The sequence below is a fragment of the Serratia plymuthica genome (assembly GCF_018336935.1).
In the GTDB taxonomy this organism is placed as follows: Bacteria; Pseudomonadota; Gammaproteobacteria; order Enterobacterales; family Enterobacteriaceae; genus Serratia; species Serratia plymuthica_B.
In genome coordinates this window covers 1576856-1595361 of the sequence record NZ_CP068771.1, presented here as the reverse complement: position 1 = coordinate 1595361, position 18506 = coordinate 1576856, and the positions used below count along the sequence as shown (strand labels likewise).

Here is an 18506-nt window from a genome sequence, read left to right as displayed (position 1 = left end):
GCCTTTTAGGCTTTTGCTTTCGGCATCTGGGAAACCAGCGACAGATTGACGTCCATCCCTTCCACCTGGAAATGCGGTACCGCGTACAGCTTCACGCGGAAGAAACCCGGGTTGTCCTCGATATCTTCCACCACGACCTTCGCATCGCGCAGCGGGTGTGAGGCCTGCAGCTCGTCGCCCGGATCGGTCATTTCCGTCACCAGGCTACGCACCCAGGTATTGAGCTCCAGCTCCAGCAGGCGGCGATCCTTGGTGGTACCGATGTTTTCACGCTGAATCAATTTCAGGTAATGCGCGATACGCGACAGCAGGAAGATGTACGGCAGACGGGCGTTAATACGGCTGTTGGCCGTGGCATCTGCGGTGTCATACAGCGCCGGTTTCTGGGTGGAGTTGGCCGAGAAGAAACAGGAATAATCACGGTTTTTGTAGTACGACAGCGGAATAAAGCCCAGGTTGGCAAACTCAAACTCACGGGTTTCCGGGATCATTACCTCAGACGGGATTTTCACCTGATTACCGGTGCCCAGGTCGTACAGGTGGATTGGCAGATCTTTCACTGCACCACCGGCCTGCGGGCCGCGAATTTGCACGCACCAGCCGTTGTTGATGAAGCTTTTCACCATATTGGCGGCAAACGCAAAGGAAGCATTGGTCCACAGGTATTTGTCGTGATCCGGGCCTTTCACCTCTTCCACGTAGTTGAAGCTGCGCACCGGCACGGTGTCCGGACCATACGGCAGGCGGCCCAGCACGCGTGGCATCACCAGCCCGATATAACGGGCATCATCCGTCTCGCGGAAGGATTTCCATTTGATGTACTCGGCACGATCGAAGTAGTTGCCGATGTCTTTGATGGCGGCGACCTCTTCCATTTTGTCCTTGAGGAAGAATTTCGGGCCCGCAGAACCGATAAACGGCATATGGGCAGCGGCAGACACTTTGGAGATATTACGCAGCAGCGCCACGTCTTGCGCGGAAGCATCAAACTCATAAGCAGAAATCAGCGCGGCAATCGGCTCCCCGCCCGGGCTGTCGTATTCTGCCGTGTACGTGTGCTGGTATAATCCGCTTTGAATAATCTCCGGCGCGTCTTCAAAATCCTGACGCAGGTCGTCTTTCGACAGGTCCAGCAGCTCGATTTTGACGTTCTGACGGAAATCGGTTTTGTCGACCAGGGATTTCAGGCCACGCCAGGTACTTTCTGTTTTCTGGAATTCTTCATGGTGCATGACCGCGTCCAGCTGGCGACTAATCTGATAATCCAGCTCGGCGATATGGTGGTCGATCAGGTTCTTGTCCAGCTTCTCGACTTTCGAACCCGCTTTCGTCAGACATTCCAGAAAGACCTGCATCCCGGCGGTCAGACGTTCATCGGCCGTGGCATCCGACATCGCCTGGCTGTCCTGCCAGACATCCAGCGCACTCAGCGTTGATACCGGACTCAGGTTGATTTTTTCAAACAGGGAAGCGTACACACTGCCCGCGTCCTGACGCTCCAGTACGATGCTTTCACCGCCGGCGGCATTTTCATTTTTCACAGACATCAGCATTTTCTCTTCGTTAATCCGTTAAACATCACGACCGTTAGGCTTGCTTCGGTGCCAGGGCAGACAGCTCTGTGCGCAGTTCGGCGCTCAGCGCCGGGTCGAGCAGGATTTTTTCCAGCTCTTTTCGGAAGGTTTGGTTGTCTAAAAGATTGGCTTTCAGATCGCGTAGCAAGTTGCGCATAGCGAGCATCGCCTTCAACTGAGGTATCTGAACGGCCACCTGTTCAGGCTCGAAGTCTTTCATTTCATTGAAGGAAATTACGACGTTCTCTTCGCTGCCATCACCGGCCAGGGTGTTTTCTACGGAAAGGTTCACTGAGGGGGAAAACTCGGCCAGCACATTGTCGAAGTTGTTTTTATTGATGCTGACAGTTTCACGCTCCGACACCGGACGTTGCTCAGCACCGTTGCTGTAGTCCCCCACGACCATCAGCTTGAGGGGCAATTCGACTTTTTTCTGCGCGCCGCCCGTATGCAGGCTTAACTGGATATTGACGCGGGCCTTGGGGATCTCGGACTGATAGGAGCTAGACATGGCTGTACCTGTTCTATGGAATGATAGAATTGGTCAATGCCACTGAGAAATTAATAAGAAAGGCTTACCTTGCCGAAACAGCATCCCTACTCGCACCATCCGGCGCAAATCAAAACTGGGGTCAAAAGCGAGCGCATTCCATTCACTAGCGAGCATGACACAGTATTTTTAGGTCTTTATCCGAAAACCAATAATTTCGGAAAATTGCCTATTGATTGAAGTGTAAAAACATCAGCTAAGTAATGGAAAACCAATATATGTAACCAAATGTTACCTTGGCGTCATTTAAAAAAAACCTGACACAGATATGATTTATAAGAAATTTCTGACAAAAACCCTTACAAGTCGCACAGCGCAAGGCTGAGTGATAAATGATCAAATTGGTTTGAGTTTAAAAATTGAATGGCATTAACCCGAAAGCAAGAAGTTTCCGATTTTGAGCTTTTCTCGAAAAATCAGACATTGATGCCCCTTCTTTTTTCCTTTCATCGAAGGAAAAACAAAAAAACATTCTTATCGCTTATCATTCTTAATTAATCCATTAAAAAATTATTATCATTCCGCACCTGAAATAAGCTTGAATTCAGGGCGCAGGGAGCCCCCCAATACCGGCAAAGGGTGTTTGAGCGCAGCATTGTTAGTGTGTGAAAAGGCATGTTCTGAGATTACAAAGTCGGTAAGAAATTTCACCAAGAGGGGGCGTGCGCAGTGGCAGGAAAGCGGAAGATCGACGGTTATGGAGCATTTCGGCACGTCACATACAAAAAACCCCGCGCTCGAAGAGCACGGGGTCAGAATGTATGGCGGAGGAGCAGAGATTCGAACTCTGGAACGGTTTCCCGTCGACGGTTTTCAAGACCGTTGCCTTCAGCCACTCGGCCACCCCTCCGCAACGAGCCGAACTATAAACAGAGCCGATCCGCTTGTAAAGCCCATTACCGCTCAACCGAACGAAAAAACAGCATCTGGCGCGCGAACGTTGAATAAACCGCCAACGGCAGCTCAGGGTGGCAGCAATGATAACTAAGGGTAAAGATTGGTAAACAAACTTTAATCAAATGCTTGCGCTGCCTATCATCGAAACTAATTTTGTGATGACCTGATAAGAGAGATCATTATGGACCGCATTGTCGTCTCATCCTCCTCGCGCGACTCGTTGCTCAGCACGCATAAAGTTCTGCGCAATACTTACTTCCTGCTTTCGTTAACGCTGGCGTTTTCGGCGCTGACCGCGACCGCCAGCACCATGCTGGGGCTGCCGGCGCCGGGCCTGTTGCTGATGCTGGTCGGGTTCTATGGTTTGATGTTCCTGACCCACAAACTGGCGAACAGCCCGGCGGGCATTCTGGCGGCGTTCGCGCTGACCGGTTTTATGGGCTATGCGCTGGGTCCAATCCTCAGCTCGTTCATTAATACCGGGGCCGGCGATCTGATCATGCTGGCGCTGGGCGGCACCGCCGTGGTGTTCTTCTGCTGTTCGGCCTACGTGCTGACCACGCGCAAGGATATGTCATTCCTGTCCGGGATGATGATGGCAGGCTTTGTGGTGTTGCTGGTCGCGGTAATCGCTAACCTGTTCCTGCAAATTCCAGCTCTGCATCTGGCGATCAGTGCGCTGTTTATCCTGTTCTCCGCCGGCGCAATCCTGTGGGAAACCAGCAATATCATCCACGGCGGCGAGACCAACTACATCCGCGCCACCGTCAGCCTGTACGTGTCGCTGTACAACATGTTCATCAGCCTGTTAAGCATTCTGGGCTTCGCGCGCAGCAACTGAGTCAACGCTTGCCGAACACTCAAACCCCGCCTCGGCGGGGTTTTGTTTTTTGCGACAGCCAGAAATTTGTTAAACTGGCTGCCGTTCTGAATCATTCATTGTCGAGGCAGTATGTTGGAGTTTGAAGGCCAGATTATTGAAACTGATGCGCAAGGTTACCTGAAAAACAGCGCAGACTGGCATGAGGGCCTGGCGCCGCTGCTGGCTGCACAGGAAGAGATAACGCTAAGCGAGGCGCATTGGGAAGTGGTGCGCTTCGTGCGCAACTTTTACCAGGAATTTAATACTTCACCGGCAATCCGCATGCTGGTGAAAGCCATGGCGCAGAAATACGGTGAAGAGAAAGGCAACAGTCGTTACCTGTATCGCCTGTTTCCAAAAGGCCCGGCCAAGCAGGCAACCAAAATCGCCGGCCTGCCAAAACCGGTAAAATGCATCTAAACCTTAATAGCGGATACCGAAACCCTGGTAATCTGCCGCGCCGCGGGGTTCTACCAAAACGCGATCGACACGTGCGCTGCGCGGGCCACCGTTCTTCAGCCATTCCACCAGCTTATCCACCTGCGGTTGTTCGCCGCAGGCCACCACTTCGACGCTGCCGTCATCAAGGTTGCGCGCATAACCGCTTAACCCCAACGCCGTCGCCTGATGCTGGGTGCTATAGCGAAACCCCACCCCTTGCACCACGCCATAGACATACGCAGCAATGCAAACTTGTGTCATAATCCGCTCCTTATCAACTTTCGTTTATGGTATTGCCTGTGCGCCGCACGGCGATGTCACTCTTTTTACCTAGCTGGCAGCATTCTTAATTATGACCGTACGCCTGTTTCTCGCCAAAGGACGTGAAAAATCCTTACTCCGTCGCCACCCATGGGTATTCTCCGGTGCCGTTCAACGTATTGAAGGTAAAGCTCTTTCTGGCGAGACCATTGATATTCACGACGCCCAGGGCAAATGGTTGGCGCGCGGTGCCTACTCGCCTGAGTCGCAGATCCGCGCTCGTGTCTGGACATTCCAGCAGGACGAAGAGATTAACATCGACTTCTTTGTCCGCCGCTTACAGCAGGCACAAAACTGGCGTGATTGGGTTGCGAAACGTGATGGGCTGGATGGTTATCGTCTGATTGCCGGCGAATCTGATGGTATGCCAGGCGTTACCATCGATCGCTTCCAGAATTTCCTGGTCCTGCAATTGCTGTCTGCCGGCGCCGAATACCAACGCGCGGCGCTGATTACCGCCTTGCAGCATTGCTATCCGGAATGCGCAATCTACGATCGTTCAGACGTAGCCGTGCGTAAAAAAGAAGGTTTGCCTTTGGCTCAGGGGCCGGTGCTGGGCGATCTTCCCCCTGCTCTGCTGCCCATTACCGAACACGGCATGAAGCTGTTGGTGGATATCCAGCAAGGCCACAAGACCGGTTTTTACCTCGATCAGCGCGACAGCCGCCTGGCGGCACGCAATTATTCCGCCGGCCGCCGCGTACTCAACTGTTTCTCCTACACCGGTGCCTTCGCCGTTTCAGCCCTGATGGGGGGTTGTTCACAGGTGATCAGTGTAGATACATCACAGGCAGCGCTGGATGTCGCCAAGCAGAACGTCGAGCTGAACCAGTTGGACCTGAGCAAAGCGGAGTTTGTGCGCGAGGATGTATTCCAGTTGCTGCGCACCTACCGTACGCAGGGTGAAAAATTCGACCTGATCATTATGGATCCACCGAAGTTCGTCGAAAACAAAAACCAACTGGCCAGTGCCTGCCGCGGCTATAAAGATATCAATATGCTGGCGTTGCAGTTGCTCAACCCGGGCGGCATTTTGCTCAGTTTCTCCTGCTCCGGCCTGATGCCAACCGATTTGTTCCAGAAAATTTTGGCCGACGCCGCTGTAGATGCCGGGCGTGATGTACAATTTATAGAGCAGTACCGTCAGGCTGCCGATCACCCGGTTATCGCAACCTATCCTGAAGGCTTGTACTTGAAAGGGTTTGCGTGCCGGGTGATGTAACTTGAAATACGCTGCGTTGCCCTCATATAGAGAGCAACGCACTGTTTCTCAGGAGGTCATCATGATTGCCAGCAAATTCGGTATCGGACAACAGGTTCGGCATAAGTTGCTGGGGTATTTGGGGGTAATTATCGATATCGACCCTGAATACTCCCTCGAGCAGCCCAAAGCTGATGAGATAGCGGCGAATACCGATCTGCGGTTCGCCCCTTGGTACCACGTGGTGATGGAAGACGAAGAAGGCCAACCGGTGCATACCTACCTGGCGGAAGCGCAGCTGGATGGGGAAGCCCAAGACGCCCACCCTGAACAACCCTCGCTGGATGAACTGGCGGAATCCATCCGTCACCAGTTACAAGCACCGCGCCTGCGCAACTGATGCGTAATGGCCTGAGAAACCCGCCTTAAAGGCCTGGCATCGTGCCAGGCCTTTATTTTGCTCAGCGCTCAAGGCCCAGACGCGGGATTTCGATTTTAGGGCAACGATCCATCACCACCTTGAGCCCCGCGTCGTTCGCCAATGCCTCTGCCTGTTCATTAATCACACCAATTTGCAGCCACAACGCCTTGGCACCGATGGCAATAGCCTCTTGCGCCACCGCGTATGCAGCCTCTGAATTACGGAATACGTCAACCATATCGATCGGGTGCGGAATGTCCGCCAGCTTCGCATAAACCTGCTGGCCCAGGAGCGTCTGCCCCGCCAGCTTGGGGCTAACCGGTATCACCTGGTACCCTTGTGCAAGCAAATAGGCCATCACGCCAAAGCTGGCACGCGCCGGATTATCGCTGGCACCCACCAGCGCAATGGTTTTCACCTGTTGCAGCAGGCTGGCAATTTCGTTGTCTTGCATTTTCCGCTCCCAATAGTTGACAGGGATTCCCCTGTGAAGAGTGTAACTCATTGACCTTGAATCGACGAAACTCGATACCCCGGAAACTCCCTGCGACTTTTGCGGTCTGATGCTGTCACAGCTACCATTTACTCGGCGAATGATGTCAAAATAAATATAAATATGTGTGTTTGTAAAAAAATGCATAATTATGAAAAATTCTGACGTAATCCATGGCGTATTCAACACTGATTACGATGCCACTTATAAGGAGATAACGATGAAATTTGGTCTGATGGTTGCAGGGCTGCTCAGCATCAGTATCAGCATGCCTGCCGCAGCTACGACCCTGAGACTCTCCCCTGATATCGACCTGCTGGTGGTTGATGGCAAGAAAATGACGGGATCGTTGTTAAAAGGCGCCGACAGCCTGGAGCTGGATGGAGGGCAGCATCAGTTGCTGTTTAAAGTCGTCAAACCTGTTCGCTCGGGCCAGCATGAGGTCACGGCCTATGCCTCACCACCGCTTATCGCCACCTTCAATACGCAAAATGTCAGCTCCGTAGCCATCGAGTTGCCACGCATTGAGAATGTGCGTGATGGCCAAAGGTTTGATAAAACGCTTAATTACCAGGTTATTGATAAAAAAGGCAACGCGTTGACGATGAGACATGACGTGCTGCACCCCGATGGCGTGACGCTCAATGTTGATCTGGAAAAACTGATGGCAGATTACAACAGTCAGAATCGCCCAGCCTCGGTGCCGTCCTTCGCGCAGGTGCGTGCCGGCACGGCGCCCTCCCCGCTGGGCAGCACGGCATTAAACGCCCCTACGGTGACGCTGAAAGGTGAAAACGTTTCCGAACAAATGCTGCAATACTGGTTCCAACAGGCGGATAAAGACACCCAGAAACGTTTCCTGCAATGGGCGAATAAACAGGCCACCCACTAGGATGAGCGGCGCCTTTTACACAAAGGCACGCTTTCTTCGCATTTTCCGGTGTAAACGCTAGGCAGTGAAAAACAGTTTCAGTAATCTGTCGCACATCCCCCCGATTAGCGAAGGACATCGAGATGGAATTTACTACCCGCACTATCGCTGTGCGCAAACACATTGCCTTGGTGGCACACGATCATCGCAAGCAAGCCCTGCTCAAGTGGGTTGAAGACAATAAATCCGTATTGGAGCAGCATCAGTTGTACGCCACCGGCACCACCGGTAACCTGATCCAGCGGGCCAGTGGCATTCCGGTACAAAGCATGCTGAGCGGCCCGATGGGCGGCGATCAGCAGGTCGGCGCACTGATTGCGGAAGGTAAAATCGATATACTGATTTTTTTCTGGGATCCCTTGAATGCGGTACCCCATGATCCGGACGTAAAAGCCCTGCTGCGCCTGGCTACGGTATGGAATATTCCCGTCGCCACCAACCGTTCCACCGCAGATTTCCTGATTGATTCTTCGCTGTTTAAAAGCGAAGTGGAAATTGCCATTCCAGATTATCAACGTTATTTGCAGGATCGCCTGAAGTAGTGATTGCGGCCTGGCAAACACCAGGCCCTGAACTTAAGGTTTTTTCTGCAGCGGCACGCCGAGATCCTGCAAATGCTCAACGAACACCGACGGACGTTCGCGATCCTGCAATAGCCAGACCTGATGCTTGGCGCGCGTCAGCGCGACATACAGCAACCGCCGCTCCTCTGCGTCCGGGAAATCTTCCGGTTGCGGCAACAAAACGTCCTCCAGCACCGACTCACGCGCTACCGCAGGGAAACCATCGTTGCCTTCGTGCAAACCGGCGATGATCACATACTCCGCCTGCTGCCCTTTGCTGGCGTGAATAGTCATAAACTCGAGGGTCAGTTTTGGCCACCGGGTCGCCGCTTTCGACAGCACTTCCGGTTTCAGGTGATGATAACGCGCCAGCACCAGAATGCGCTCATCCGGCTTGGCGTAACCGCTCAGCTTGTCGAGCAGGTTCTCCAACTGCTCATGCGGTAAAATCACCACCGATTTTTTATTGCCTTTACTCAGGCTGTTCAACGGTTTTTTCAACTGGTGCGGGTTCTGCTGCACAAAGCGGTTTGCCACCTCGCCGATACGATCATTGAAGCGATAAGTGGTATCGAGCGCGCACTGGGCGCCTTCGCCAAAGTTTTCGGCAAACGCCGTGGTGAGCGTCAACTCCGCACCGCTAAAGCGGTAAATAGCCTGCCAGTCATCACCGACCGCGAACAGGCAGGTTTGCTTATTCTGCTTGCGTAGCGCTGCCAGCAACTGGGCTCGTTGCGGCGAAATATCCTGGAACTCATCCACCAGGATGTGCTTCCACGGGCTGACAAAACGCCCTTTCTCCAGAATATGGACCGCCTGATGGATAAGGCCGGAGAAGTCCACCGCCCCTTCATCTTTCAGCGCGCTTTTCCAGGCTTTCAGCAACGGCGCCATCAGGCGAATGCGTTTTGAAAACAGGTCGCGGATCTCTTCATCCGCCTGTTCGATCATTTCCGCCTGGCTGCCACCGTGCATCCGCATCAGTCCCAACCAACGTTCGAGCCGGCCGGCCAGCCGTTCGGCCAGGCGCTTATCCTGCCAGAAGTCGCCTTCGGGCACGTCCCATTCCAACTCCTCAATCAACCACTGACGCCATCCTTTGGCCTGCGTTTTTTTCTCTGTACACTGTTGCTGCCAATGGGTAATCAACAAAGCACGCCGGGCCTTGCTGTCGGTTTCCAACTTGCTGATTGCGGGTACCTTGCGGTTGCCCTGCTGAATGATCTGCAGCGCCAGCGCGTGAAAAGTTTTGGCTTGAATAGCCACGTTGCCCAGACGCTCCTGAATACGCTCATTCATCTCTTCCGCAGCCTGGCGACCAAACGCCAACAGCAATATCTGCCCGGGTTCAGCTTCCTGACGGCGTAACAGCCAGCCGGCTCGCGCCACCAGCACCGAGGTTTTTCCGCTGCCGGCGCCCGCCAGAACCAGCACCGAGTCTTCGCCATTGACCACCGCACGGCTTTGCGAATCATTCAACGGTGAACTTTCGATAGTCTGGAAGAAATCGCGATACGTCTCCAGCATCCGTTCTGTCCACTGCTGATTACGCTGCCCCACACTGCGTAGCCCGTGCTGCAACCACTGCTGACATAGCTGGTAGTCATTCCGACAGTTGTCGAACTCATCCAACCGCGCTACCGGCATTGGCAAGGCGCCAAAAGACTGCCGGATCTGCTGCTGCAATTTGCCCAGCTCAGACTTTTTGAACCACTTGTCCTGCTGTTCAATACGTTGGATATGTTCTACCTGCTGTTGTAAAACGCCTGCGCTGATCTCGCTCATCTCGGCGCTCCATTGCTGCCAGGCCTGTTGCAGGTAATGGTAGAAACGCTGAGTTTCTTGCCATTCGGTGCCGTGCAGACGTACCACTTTTTCATCGGGCAGCTCAAACTCCAGCTCGCCCCAGACGATGCCACGTTTGCATCTGACTTGAATCAACTGATTGAAAGGAATCAGATATTCATGCTTTTCGCCGCTCACCTCAACCCCGGCGTGCAGCAACCGCACGCGGTTATAAGGATGCTGAGCCAGGTGTTTCCCCAGCGATGTCGCTTTAAGTTCCATATCGGCGCGCCATGACTATGTTGAGATTAAATAACGGATATCAGCCAGTTTACCTGTGATAAGCAGTGGCACTCTAGCGCTAAAAAAAGGGTAGAATAGATTTTGCGTTTTGATACCAAACGCAACCGCGTCGCGGTTTGGCCATCATTAGAGCAGAATGACGACTATGCGTACTGTACTGAATATTCTTAATTTTGTGTTGGGCGGTTTTTTCACTACCTTTGGCTGGCTGGTCGCAACGGTGTTCAGCGTCATATTGATTGTTACCCTGCCCCTGACCCGCTCGTGCTGGGAAATCACCAAATTATCGTTTCTGCCTTTCGGCAACGAAGCCATTCACGTTAATGAGCTGTATCCGGAAAAAAACAACGCGCTGCTTTCTGCCAGCGGTTCGTTGCTGAATATTGTCTGGCTGATACTCTTCGGTTGGTGGTTGTGCCTGTCCCACATTGCCGCCGGCATTGTGCAGTGCGTGTCGATTATTGGCATCCCGGTTGGCATCGCCAATTTCAAAATCGCCGCCATCGCGCTGTGGCCGGTAGGTCGCCGCGTGGTATCGGTCGAGATGGCTCAACAGGCCAGAACTGAAAATGCCCGGCGTCAGTATCAACAGCGTTAATTTTTTCTCCGCCTGAGGAGTTTTTCGTGCTCTCTTTAGCACCAGCAATACGTCGTTATACCTACAACAGCAATCTGCTTTATAACCTGCGTATTTTTATTGCGCTGGCCGGCACAGCCGCCATTCCCTGGTGGCTGGCCATTCCCAAACTCACTATTCCCCTGACTCTGGGAGTAGTAGCGGCAGCATTGACCGATCTGGATGACCGCCTGAGCGGCAGGCTGCGTAACCTGCTGATCACGCTGGTATGTTTTTTTATCGCCTCCGCCTCTATTGAACTGCTGTTTCCTTACCCATGGTTGTTCGCCCTCGGTCTGACCACCTCTACCTGCGGCTTTATTCTGCTGGGGGCCTTGGGGCAACGCTACGCCACCATTGCGTTTGGTGCCTTGCTGATCGCGGTTTACACCATGCTTGGGGCCTCAATGTATGACGCCTGGTATCAGCAACCGATACTGCTGATCGTTGGCGCCCTGTGGTACAACCTGCTGACGCTGATTGGCCATCTGATATTTCCTATTCGCCCTTTGCAGGAAAATTTGGCGCGCTGTTACGAGCATTTGGCAAATTATCTGGATGCCAAAGCTAACCTGTTTGACCCCGATGCCGAGCATGCTGCGGACCTGCCCTGGATGGATGTAGCTATGGCCAACAGCACGCTGGTGACCACTCTCAACCAGGCCAAAGTCTCATTGCTGACGCGGCTGAAAGGCGACCGTGGCCAACGCGGTACGCGTCGTACCCTGCATTATTATTTTGTAGCTCAGGATATTCATGAACGCGCCAGTTCCGCTCATGTCCAATATCAGGCTCTGAGCCGACAATTCCGTCATAGCGATATCCTGTTTCGTTTCCAGCGCTTGCTCACCATGCAAGCACGCGCCTGTCAGCAGTTGGCGCAATCGATCCTACTGCGGCAAAAATACCAGCACAACCTGCGTTTTGAGCCGGCCTTCAGCCGCATTGATGAAGCTTTGGCTCGTGTTGCCGTCACCCCGGAAAATAGTGAGCTGACCAAAGCACTGTCGCACCTGTTGAAAAACTTGCGGGCGATTGACGCACAGTTGGCAAATATCGAATCCGAACAGGCGCTGGCCGACGGTCAGACGGAAGAGAACAGCCTGTCAGATGACCGGCTTACAGGGTGGAGCGACATCCGCCTACGGATTAGTCGCCATTTGACACCCCAGTCAGCCTTATTCCGCCATGCCATTCGCATGTCGGTGGTGCTGTGTATCGGGTATGCTTTCATCCAATTTACCGGCATGCAACACGGTTACTGGATCCTGCTGACCAGCCTGTTTGTTTGCCAGCCAAATTACAATGCCACCCGCCGCAGACTAGCGCTGCGTATTATCGGTACGCTTGCCGGCATTCTTATCGGCCTGCCGATCCTCTATTTTGTGCCTTCACAGGAAGGCCAGATGGTGTTGATCGTCATTGCCGGCGTCCTGTTTTTTGCTTTTCGCACCGTTCAGTACGCGCACGCGACCATGTTTATCACCTTGCTGGTACTGCTCTGTTTTAACCTGCTGGGTGAAGGCTTTGAAGTGGCTGCACCACGCGTTTACGACACCCTTTTGGGATGCGCCATCGCTTGGGCAGCAGTCAGTTTTATCTGGCCAGATTGGAAATTCCGCCAATTGCCGGCCGTGGTGAACAAAACATTGAACGCCAACTGCCGCTATCTGGATGCGATTTTGGTGCAATACCATCAGGGTAAAGATAATGGTCTACCGTACCGTATCGCCCGTCGGGATGCGCACAACAGCGACGCAGAGTTGGCCTCGGTGATTTCAAACATGTCGGCCGACCCCAAGGCCGATAAAGTGGTTCAGGATGCCGCTTTTCGCCTGCTATGCCTGAACCACACCTTGTTGAGTTATATCTCCGCATTGGGTGCACACCGTGAACGTATAAACAATCCCGCCACGCTGGCGTTGCTGAACGATGCCGTATGCTATGTCGATGGTGCCCTGCATCAGGAAGAGCAAGACGGCCTCCGCATCGCTCAGGCGTTAGAAAACCTGACTGAGCGTATCCAACTCGGGGCTCCAGAACCAGAAAGCAAAGAGCAACTGGTATTGCAGCAGATAGGCCTGGTCATTGAACTGCTGCCGGAACTCATGACGCTAAAAACGCAGATAGCTAAATCGGCATAATCACGCGAGATTTTTCATCACCCCCCTGATTCCTGGAGTGTGGCCATGGTTAAGCAGAGTCATTGTCTGTTCAAACCACTGGGTTAGCTCATTGCGCAGGGCCAGGGGCAAAGCGGCATGGTGATAACCGGCAATCGCCCCAGCTAACGAAAGCAGCACCCGCAATCCTAAATTGCGTTGCTGTTGCAACAGCCGGAGATAGCTGCGCTTGGCGCCATTCAAGCGCAAGTCATAAACGTTGCGAATGCCGGCACGCCACAGTAAACGCTCCATGTTAATATCGATGTTCGGCAACGTTTTCAGCCGCCCATGAGTATCCGTTTTGACCTGAAGCTCCAGGCAGGCCTCCATGATGGCTTGCCGCGCCAACCCAATAAGCTCATCCCCTTCCCGCCACAGCAACTCATTGACCCAATAATAACGCAGGGTGATTGGTACGCCCCGTTTGGAGTAAACCATATTGACCATTCCGCGGGCGCGAAAAGCAGGCTCCAGGCTATCCGTCGCACGAAGATACAGCTCGCCTTCCGCTATCACCCCAAACATAACGCCATCAGCCAGCAGCCCATAACCGCCAAACTGCGAGCGTGTAGTAATGTTCCCTAATGCGCAGAAGCACGCTTTGGCCTGTTTGACTCTTTCTGTTGATATCCCTTTCATAGAACGTCTCCTTGTGTAGGTTCTAATTGTACTATTTCTCACATCAATGAAATAAAAGTAACGTGAACAAGTAATTAGAAAAATACGCACTATCCGCAGTCCTGCCAATCATAAAAGCAGTACGTATAAAAAATAATCGCAATTATGCGAGGTACTACGAAAATTTGGGTTGATCTTACTCATCGTTAGATATACTGTATAAACATACAGTGACACTACGGGCGGGATACTTTATGCGTACTCAATCACTCTACAAACCCCATTTCAGCCACACCTCTTTTGCGGTGAACAATGCTGCGAAAAACACGGATGCCGGTAAAGAAAATGGCCTTATCAGTGAACTTGTTTACAACGAGCATCAACCCGCGGTGGCACAACTACTGCTGCCCCTGTTGCAACAGTTAGGCAGACAATCGCGCTGGTTGTTATGGTTAACCCCGCAACAGAAACTAAGTAGATTGTGGTTACAGCAGTCCGGTTTGCCTGTCAACAAAGTGGTGCAACTGAGCCAAATTGCTCCGCTTGCCACAGTTGAAGCGATGGAAAAAGCACTTTTGACGGGTAATTACAGTGTAGTTCTCGGATGGTTGCCCGATCTTACGGAAGAAGATCGGCTAAAATTAAGACGCGCTGCAGAATTGGGTAACGCTTATGGGTTCATTATGCGCCCGCAACGTGACATAAACCCGACTCAGGGACAGTGTTCCACGCTAAAAATTCACTCTTCTTTGTATCATTAAGTAAATTTAGGATTTTTCCCATCATTTTTATCTCTCTGGGAGGGAACCTTTGGTGGATCAGATGCAAAGCGAGTCCTGCCGCGGTTCCGCACGAAAAAATACAGACTAAATTGCCCCATTTTTTATCGGTTAGTGTTAGTAAATATGTACGATTCTGCGTTTTTTTTTAGAGCTTTATCACATCACACTTGTAACTTTCGCGCCACGTTGTAGACTTTACATCGCCAAGGTTGCTCTATAACGCCAGAAAAACTGGCCGAGTAACAAACGAGGGCTCAAACCTTGGCGAAGGAATTTAACCAAGGGCTTAAAACAGCTTTAAAGCTCATTGCCTATTTGGATGATAACGAGGCGCAAAATGAAAAAGACAGCTATCGCATTAGCAGTGGCACTGGCTGGTTTCGCTACCGTAGCGCAAGCCGCCCCAAAAGATAATACCTGGTACACCGGTGCTAAACTGGGCTGGTCCCAGTACCATGACACTGGTTTCTACGGCAACGGTTACCAGAATGGTATCGGCAATGGTCCGAACCATAAAGATCAACTGGGTGCTGGCGCGTTCCTGGGTTACCAGGCGAACCAATACCTGGGCTTCGAGCTGGGCTATGACTGGCTTGGCCGTATGCCTTACAAAGGCAGCGTGAACAACGGTGCTTTCAAAGCACAAGGCGTTCAACTGGCAGCTAAACTGAGCTACCCAATTGCTGACGATCTGGACATCTACACTCGTCTGGGTGGTATGGTATGGCGTGCAGACTCCAAAGCTAACTACGGCAATGGCACTCGTCTGAGCGACCACGATACCGGCGTTTCTCCGCTGGCTGCAGTGGGTGTTGAATACGCACTGACCAAAAACTGGGCTACTCGCCTGGACTACCAGTTCGTTAGCAACATCGGTGATGCAGGTACTGTCGGCGCACGTCCAGACAACACCATGCTGAGCCTGGGTGTTTCTTACCGTTTCGGTCAGGATGATGTTGTTGCTCCAGTTGCTCCAGCACCAGCTCCGGCTCCAGTTGTTGAAACCAAGCGTTTCACTCTGAAGTCTGACGTGCTGTTCAACTTCAACAAAGCAACTCTGAAGCCAGAAGGTCAACAGGCTCTGGACCAGCTGTACACTCAGCTGAGCTCCATGGATCCTAAAGACGGTTCTGTTGTAGTTCTGGGTTACACCGACGCAGTTGGTTCTGACCAGTACAACCAGAAACTGTCTGAAAAACGCGCACAAAGCGTTGTTGATTACCTGGTTTCTAAAGGCATCCCGTCAGACAAAATCTCTGCACGTGGTATGGGCGAAGCTGATTCCGTCACTGGCAACACCTGTGGCTACAAAGCTGGCCGTGCTACTAAAGCTCAGATCGCTTGCCTGGCCCCAGATCGTCGCGTAGAGATCGAAGTTAAAGGTATCAAAGACGTTGTAACTCAGCCACAGGCTTAAGTTACCACTGCTTAGTAAAAAACCCCGCGATGCGGGGTTTTTTTTCGTCTATAGGCGTTGAATTTTACAACAACGGCCCTTTTCTTGCTGGGCAGGTTACTTTTCGTCTTTGCCGAGGATCGCCTTCAGATCCTGTTTCAGCGACGACATCTGACTGGCGTACTTCTCTTTGCGTTCGGCATCTTCGATAAGTTGTACTATCGTCTCTGATAGCGTGACGCCACGGCGACGAGCAAGCGCGGCCAGGCGTTGCCAAACCAGAAACTCCAGGTCGATAGATTTTTTACGCGTGTGTTGATGTTCTGCGTTAAAATGACGCTTACGCCTTGCGCGGATAGTTTGCTTCATCCGGTTATCAAGTTCCGGATTCATATGCCTGCTAATCCACGTCAGCACTTTTACCGGCTCGTTTTCCAGCTTAAGCAGCTCGTCAATGGCTTCCTGAGCTACACTGTTTTCAATGTGGCGGGTAATAGATTCACCTTCCCGGTGCTTTTTCACCAGGTATTTCCATTTCCAGCCGCTCTCCAGGTTTTCCAGTTGCTGATATTTCATCTTGAGCTCTTCAGTGACCGCGTAACTTTATTAAGCATAACAGCTTTGCACCGAATTTCCCCGGCAATTACGCCCCATTTTAGACTGTTTTTTGCACAGTCGTCGCGCGATGTCAAACTCCCTGATGCCAACTGTGACTCTGTATGTATCAAGCTGTCGTTATTCTTGTATAATCGCCCTTTCCCTTTTTGACGATTGCATCTAACACTTTGACCAATAACCGACTTGAATGGCAATCTCTGTTGCCGGACGTTACGCCTTATCAAGCGATATTTGATACCGCCGCTCAGTTGGCACCAGTGTCCTTTGCCGCCATTCAGCCCCGGCTGGAAAATGCACTGACGCTGTTTTGCCATCCACAGTCGCCACCGCGTTTCATGTTGCTGAAAGCGCAGGAAACCCGCGAGTATCTGGCATTGATTGCCCGAGCGATTGAGCCATTGCAGCCACAAAACACGGCTTTCAAAGGCAGCCACTATGTAATCCAGGGCAGTAAGATAAGCGTAGAACCTGCCAGCCGCGGTGATGAGCCGTTTGCCGCCGGTGGCGCCTGCGTGTTTCAGGAATGGGTTGAGCCGGAACAGCTGTTTGGCTGCGTCAGGATTCACAATGATGAAATCTCGCTGCAACCGGGCCTGGTGCATCAAGCCAACGGCGGCGTACTGATTCTGTCGGCACGTTCTCTGCTGGCACAGCCCCTGCTCTGGCTGCGATTAAAGCAAATGATCACCCAACGCCAGTTCCACTGGGTTTCTCCCGATGAAACGCGCCCGCTTCCGGTCACTATCCCAGCGATGCCGCTGGAACTGCGTCTGGTTGTGGTAGGCGATCGCCACGGTCTTGCTGATTTTCATGATATCGAACCGGAGCTGAGCGAGCAGGCCGTCTATGGCGAATACGAAGATGACCTGCAGCTCACCGAAGCCGAGGATATGGTGCAGTGGTGCAGCTACGTCAACACGGTTATCGATGAACAGCAACTGCCCTCGCTGGCGGCTGATGCCTGGCCCCTGTTGATGATACAGGCGGTACGTTACAGCGGCGATCAGGGCAACTTGCCGCTCTCACCGTTGTGGATCGGTCAGCAGCTTTCTGAAGCCGCTCTGTACGCAGAAGAAGAAAGCATCACGGCCAAAGCCTTTGAAGCCGCATTGAATGCGCGCGAGTGGCGTGAAAGCTACCTGGCCGAACGGATGCAGGATGAGATCGAACTGGGTCAAATTCTGATTGAAACCGAAGGCGAAGTCGTCGGTCAAATCAACGGACTCTCCGTGCTGGAATACCCGGGGCATCCGCGCAGCTTTGGCGAACCCTCCCGTATCAGCTGCGTGGTGCATCTGGGCGACGGTGAATTTACCGACGTTGAGCGTAAGGCCGAGCTGGGCGGTAACCTGCATGCTAAAGGCATGATGATCATGCAGGCGTTTCTGATTTCCGAACTGGAACTGGATCAACCGCTGCCCTTCTCCGCTTCAATCGTGTTTGAACAATCCTACGGTGAAGTAGATGGCGATAGCGCCTCGCTGGCCGAGCTCTGCGCATTGATCAGCGCGCTGTCATTACAACCGATCACCCAGCAGATTGCGGTCACCGGCTCTGTCGATCAGTTCGGTAATGTTCAACCGATTGGCGGCGTCAACGAGAAGATCGAAGGCTTTTTTGAAGTTTGTCAGCGTCGTGGTTTGACGGGCAAACAGGGCATCATTCTGCCCGCAACCAACGTGCGTCACCTGTGTCTGCACCAGGACGTGGTCGATGCGGTGCGCGAAGGGCAATTCCATCTGTGGGCCGTCGACAGCGCCGCGGAAGCATTGCCATTACTCACCGGTTACCCCTACTCTGATGAGCAGCAACCGAATCTGTTAGCGGCCATTCAGGAACGAATTGCGCAGGTGAATCCGCAGGAACGTCGGCGCTGGCCATGGCCGTTTCGTTGGCTCAACTGGTTCAACCACGGCTGATCGGACTTGTTCAGCGTACACGTGTTAGCTAATCTGCGTCCTTCAATAAA

General features: G+C 52.6%; 18 protein-coding genes and 1 tRNA gene. 11 read left to right on the top strand and 8 right to left on the bottom strand.

Annotated elements, in window-relative coordinates:
- Nucleotides 1-5 precede the first annotated feature (5 nt).
- The 3 genes from tssC to JK621_RS07495 form a co-directional block, all read right to left on the bottom strand.
- Nucleotides 6-1553, bottom strand: coding sequence for a type VI secretion system contractile sheath large subunit (gene tssC, locus JK621_RS07505; RefSeq protein ID WP_212559263.1), 1548 nt, complete (start codon nucleotides 1551-1553; stop codon nucleotides 6-8).
- 34 nt (nucleotides 1554-1587) lie between these two features.
- Complete coding sequence (tssB, locus tag JK621_RS07500; RefSeq protein WP_212559262.1) at nucleotides 1588-2085, bottom strand: type VI secretion system contractile sheath small subunit; 498 nt, start codon at nucleotides 2083-2085, stop codon at nucleotides 1588-1590.
- Between the two features lie 801 nt (nucleotides 2086-2886).
- Nucleotides 2887-2974 (bottom strand) — tRNA-Ser (locus JK621_RS07495).
- A 228-nt stretch (nucleotides 2975-3202) separates the two neighbouring features.
- Between JK621_RS07495 and yccA the strand changes: the two genes are divergently transcribed.
- Complete coding sequence (gene yccA, locus JK621_RS07490; protein ID WP_004942825.1) at nucleotides 3203-3862, top strand: FtsH protease modulator YccA; 660 nt, start codon at nucleotides 3203-3205, stop codon at nucleotides 3860-3862.
- Between the two features lie 111 nt (nucleotides 3863-3973).
- Complete coding sequence (gene tusE / locus JK621_RS07485; RefSeq protein ID WP_004942823.1) at nucleotides 3974-4303, top strand: sulfurtransferase TusE; 330 nt, start codon at nucleotides 3974-3976, stop codon at nucleotides 4301-4303.
- A gap of 3 nt (nucleotides 4304-4306) precedes the next feature.
- Here the strand turns inward: tusE and yccX are convergent, their stop codons facing one another.
- On the bottom strand, nucleotides 4307-4585 hold the full coding sequence (yccX, locus tag JK621_RS07480) for an acylphosphatase (protein ID WP_212559261.1): 279 nt from the start codon (nucleotides 4583-4585) through the stop codon (nucleotides 4307-4309).
- 91 nt (nucleotides 4586-4676) lie between these two features.
- On the opposite strand from yccX, the gene rlmI reads away from it, so the two are divergent.
- The gene (gene rlmI, locus JK621_RS07475) at nucleotides 4677-5867 is read left to right on the top strand and encodes a 23S rRNA (cytosine(1962)-C(5))-methyltransferase RlmI (protein WP_212559260.1); all 1191 of its coding nucleotides are present in this window, start codon (nucleotides 4677-4679) and stop codon (nucleotides 5865-5867) included.
- Between the two features lie 61 nt (nucleotides 5868-5928).
- Nucleotides 5929-6246, top strand: coding sequence for a heat shock protein HspQ (gene hspQ / locus JK621_RS07470; RefSeq protein ID WP_004942817.1), 318 nt, complete (start codon nucleotides 5929-5931; stop codon nucleotides 6244-6246).
- 61 nt (nucleotides 6247-6307) lie between these two features.
- On the opposite strand, the gene JK621_RS07465 is transcribed toward hspQ, so the two are convergent.
- Complete coding sequence (locus JK621_RS07465) at nucleotides 6308-6721, bottom strand: CoA-binding protein (protein WP_212559259.1); 414 nt, start codon at nucleotides 6719-6721, stop codon at nucleotides 6308-6310.
- A gap of 259 nt (nucleotides 6722-6980) precedes the next feature.
- On the opposite strand from JK621_RS07465, the gene JK621_RS07460 reads away from it, so the two are divergent.
- Both JK621_RS07460 and JK621_RS07455 read left to right on the top strand, forming a co-directional pair.
- Nucleotides 6981-7652 carry a DUF2057 family protein gene (locus JK621_RS07460; protein WP_212560153.1) on the top strand — a complete coding sequence of 224 codons (672 nt, stop codon included), beginning with the start codon at nucleotides 6981-6983 and terminating at the stop codon, nucleotides 7650-7652.
- Nucleotides 7653-7774: 122 nt separating this feature from the next.
- A complete protein-coding gene (locus tag JK621_RS07455; protein WP_212559258.1) occupies nucleotides 7775-8233 on the top strand; it encodes a methylglyoxal synthase in 459 nt (152 codons plus the stop codon).
- 33 nt (nucleotides 8234-8266) lie between these two features.
- Here the strand turns inward: JK621_RS07455 and helD are convergent, their stop codons facing one another.
- Entirely contained in the window at nucleotides 8267-10321 is a 2055-nt protein-coding gene (gene helD, locus JK621_RS07450) for a DNA helicase IV (protein ID WP_212559257.1), read from the bottom strand.
- A gap of 166 nt (nucleotides 10322-10487) precedes the next feature.
- Here helD and JK621_RS07445 point away from each other — a divergent pair, with 166 nt between their 5' ends.
- Both JK621_RS07445 and yccS read left to right on the top strand, forming a co-directional pair.
- The gene (locus JK621_RS07445) at nucleotides 10488-10940 is read left to right on the top strand and encodes a YccF domain-containing protein (protein WP_212559256.1); all 453 of its coding nucleotides are present in this window, start codon (nucleotides 10488-10490) and stop codon (nucleotides 10938-10940) included.
- A gap of 26 nt (nucleotides 10941-10966) precedes the next feature.
- On the top strand, nucleotides 10967-13102 hold the full coding sequence (gene yccS / locus JK621_RS07440; RefSeq protein WP_212559255.1) for a YccS family putative transporter: 2136 nt from the start codon (nucleotides 10967-10969) through the stop codon (nucleotides 13100-13102).
- Here the strand turns inward: yccS and JK621_RS07435 are convergent, their stop codons facing one another.
- Nucleotides 13103-13762: a TfoX/Sxy family DNA transformation protein gene (locus tag JK621_RS07435; RefSeq protein WP_212560152.1), complete on the bottom strand. Its 660-nt coding sequence runs from the start codon at nucleotides 13760-13762 to the stop codon at nucleotides 13103-13105.
- A gap of 233 nt (nucleotides 13763-13995) precedes the next feature.
- On the opposite strand from JK621_RS07435, the gene sulA reads away from it, so the two are divergent.
- Both sulA and ompA read left to right on the top strand, forming a co-directional pair.
- A complete protein-coding gene (gene sulA / locus JK621_RS07430) occupies nucleotides 13996-14502 on the top strand; it encodes an SOS-induced cell division inhibitor SulA (RefSeq protein WP_212559254.1) in 507 nt (168 codons plus the stop codon).
- A 358-nt stretch (nucleotides 14503-14860) separates the two neighbouring features.
- Nucleotides 14861-15940, top strand: a complete 1080-nt coding sequence (gene ompA, locus JK621_RS07425; protein ID WP_212559253.1) for a porin OmpA — start codon at nucleotides 14861-14863, stop codon at nucleotides 15938-15940.
- A 96-nt stretch (nucleotides 15941-16036) separates the two neighbouring features.
- Here ompA and matP read toward each other — a convergent pair whose 3' ends face one another.
- Nucleotides 16037-16495 (bottom strand): macrodomain Ter protein MatP, encoded by a 459-nt coding sequence (matP, locus tag JK621_RS07420; RefSeq protein ID WP_126481688.1) that lies wholly within the window; start codon nucleotides 16493-16495, stop codon nucleotides 16037-16039.
- Between the two features lie 209 nt (nucleotides 16496-16704).
- Between matP and JK621_RS07415 the strand changes: the two genes are divergently transcribed.
- Complete coding sequence (locus JK621_RS07415; RefSeq protein ID WP_212559252.1) at nucleotides 16705-18456, top strand: AAA family ATPase; 1752 nt, start codon at nucleotides 16705-16707, stop codon at nucleotides 18454-18456.
- Nucleotides 18457-18506 lie beyond the last annotated feature (50 nt).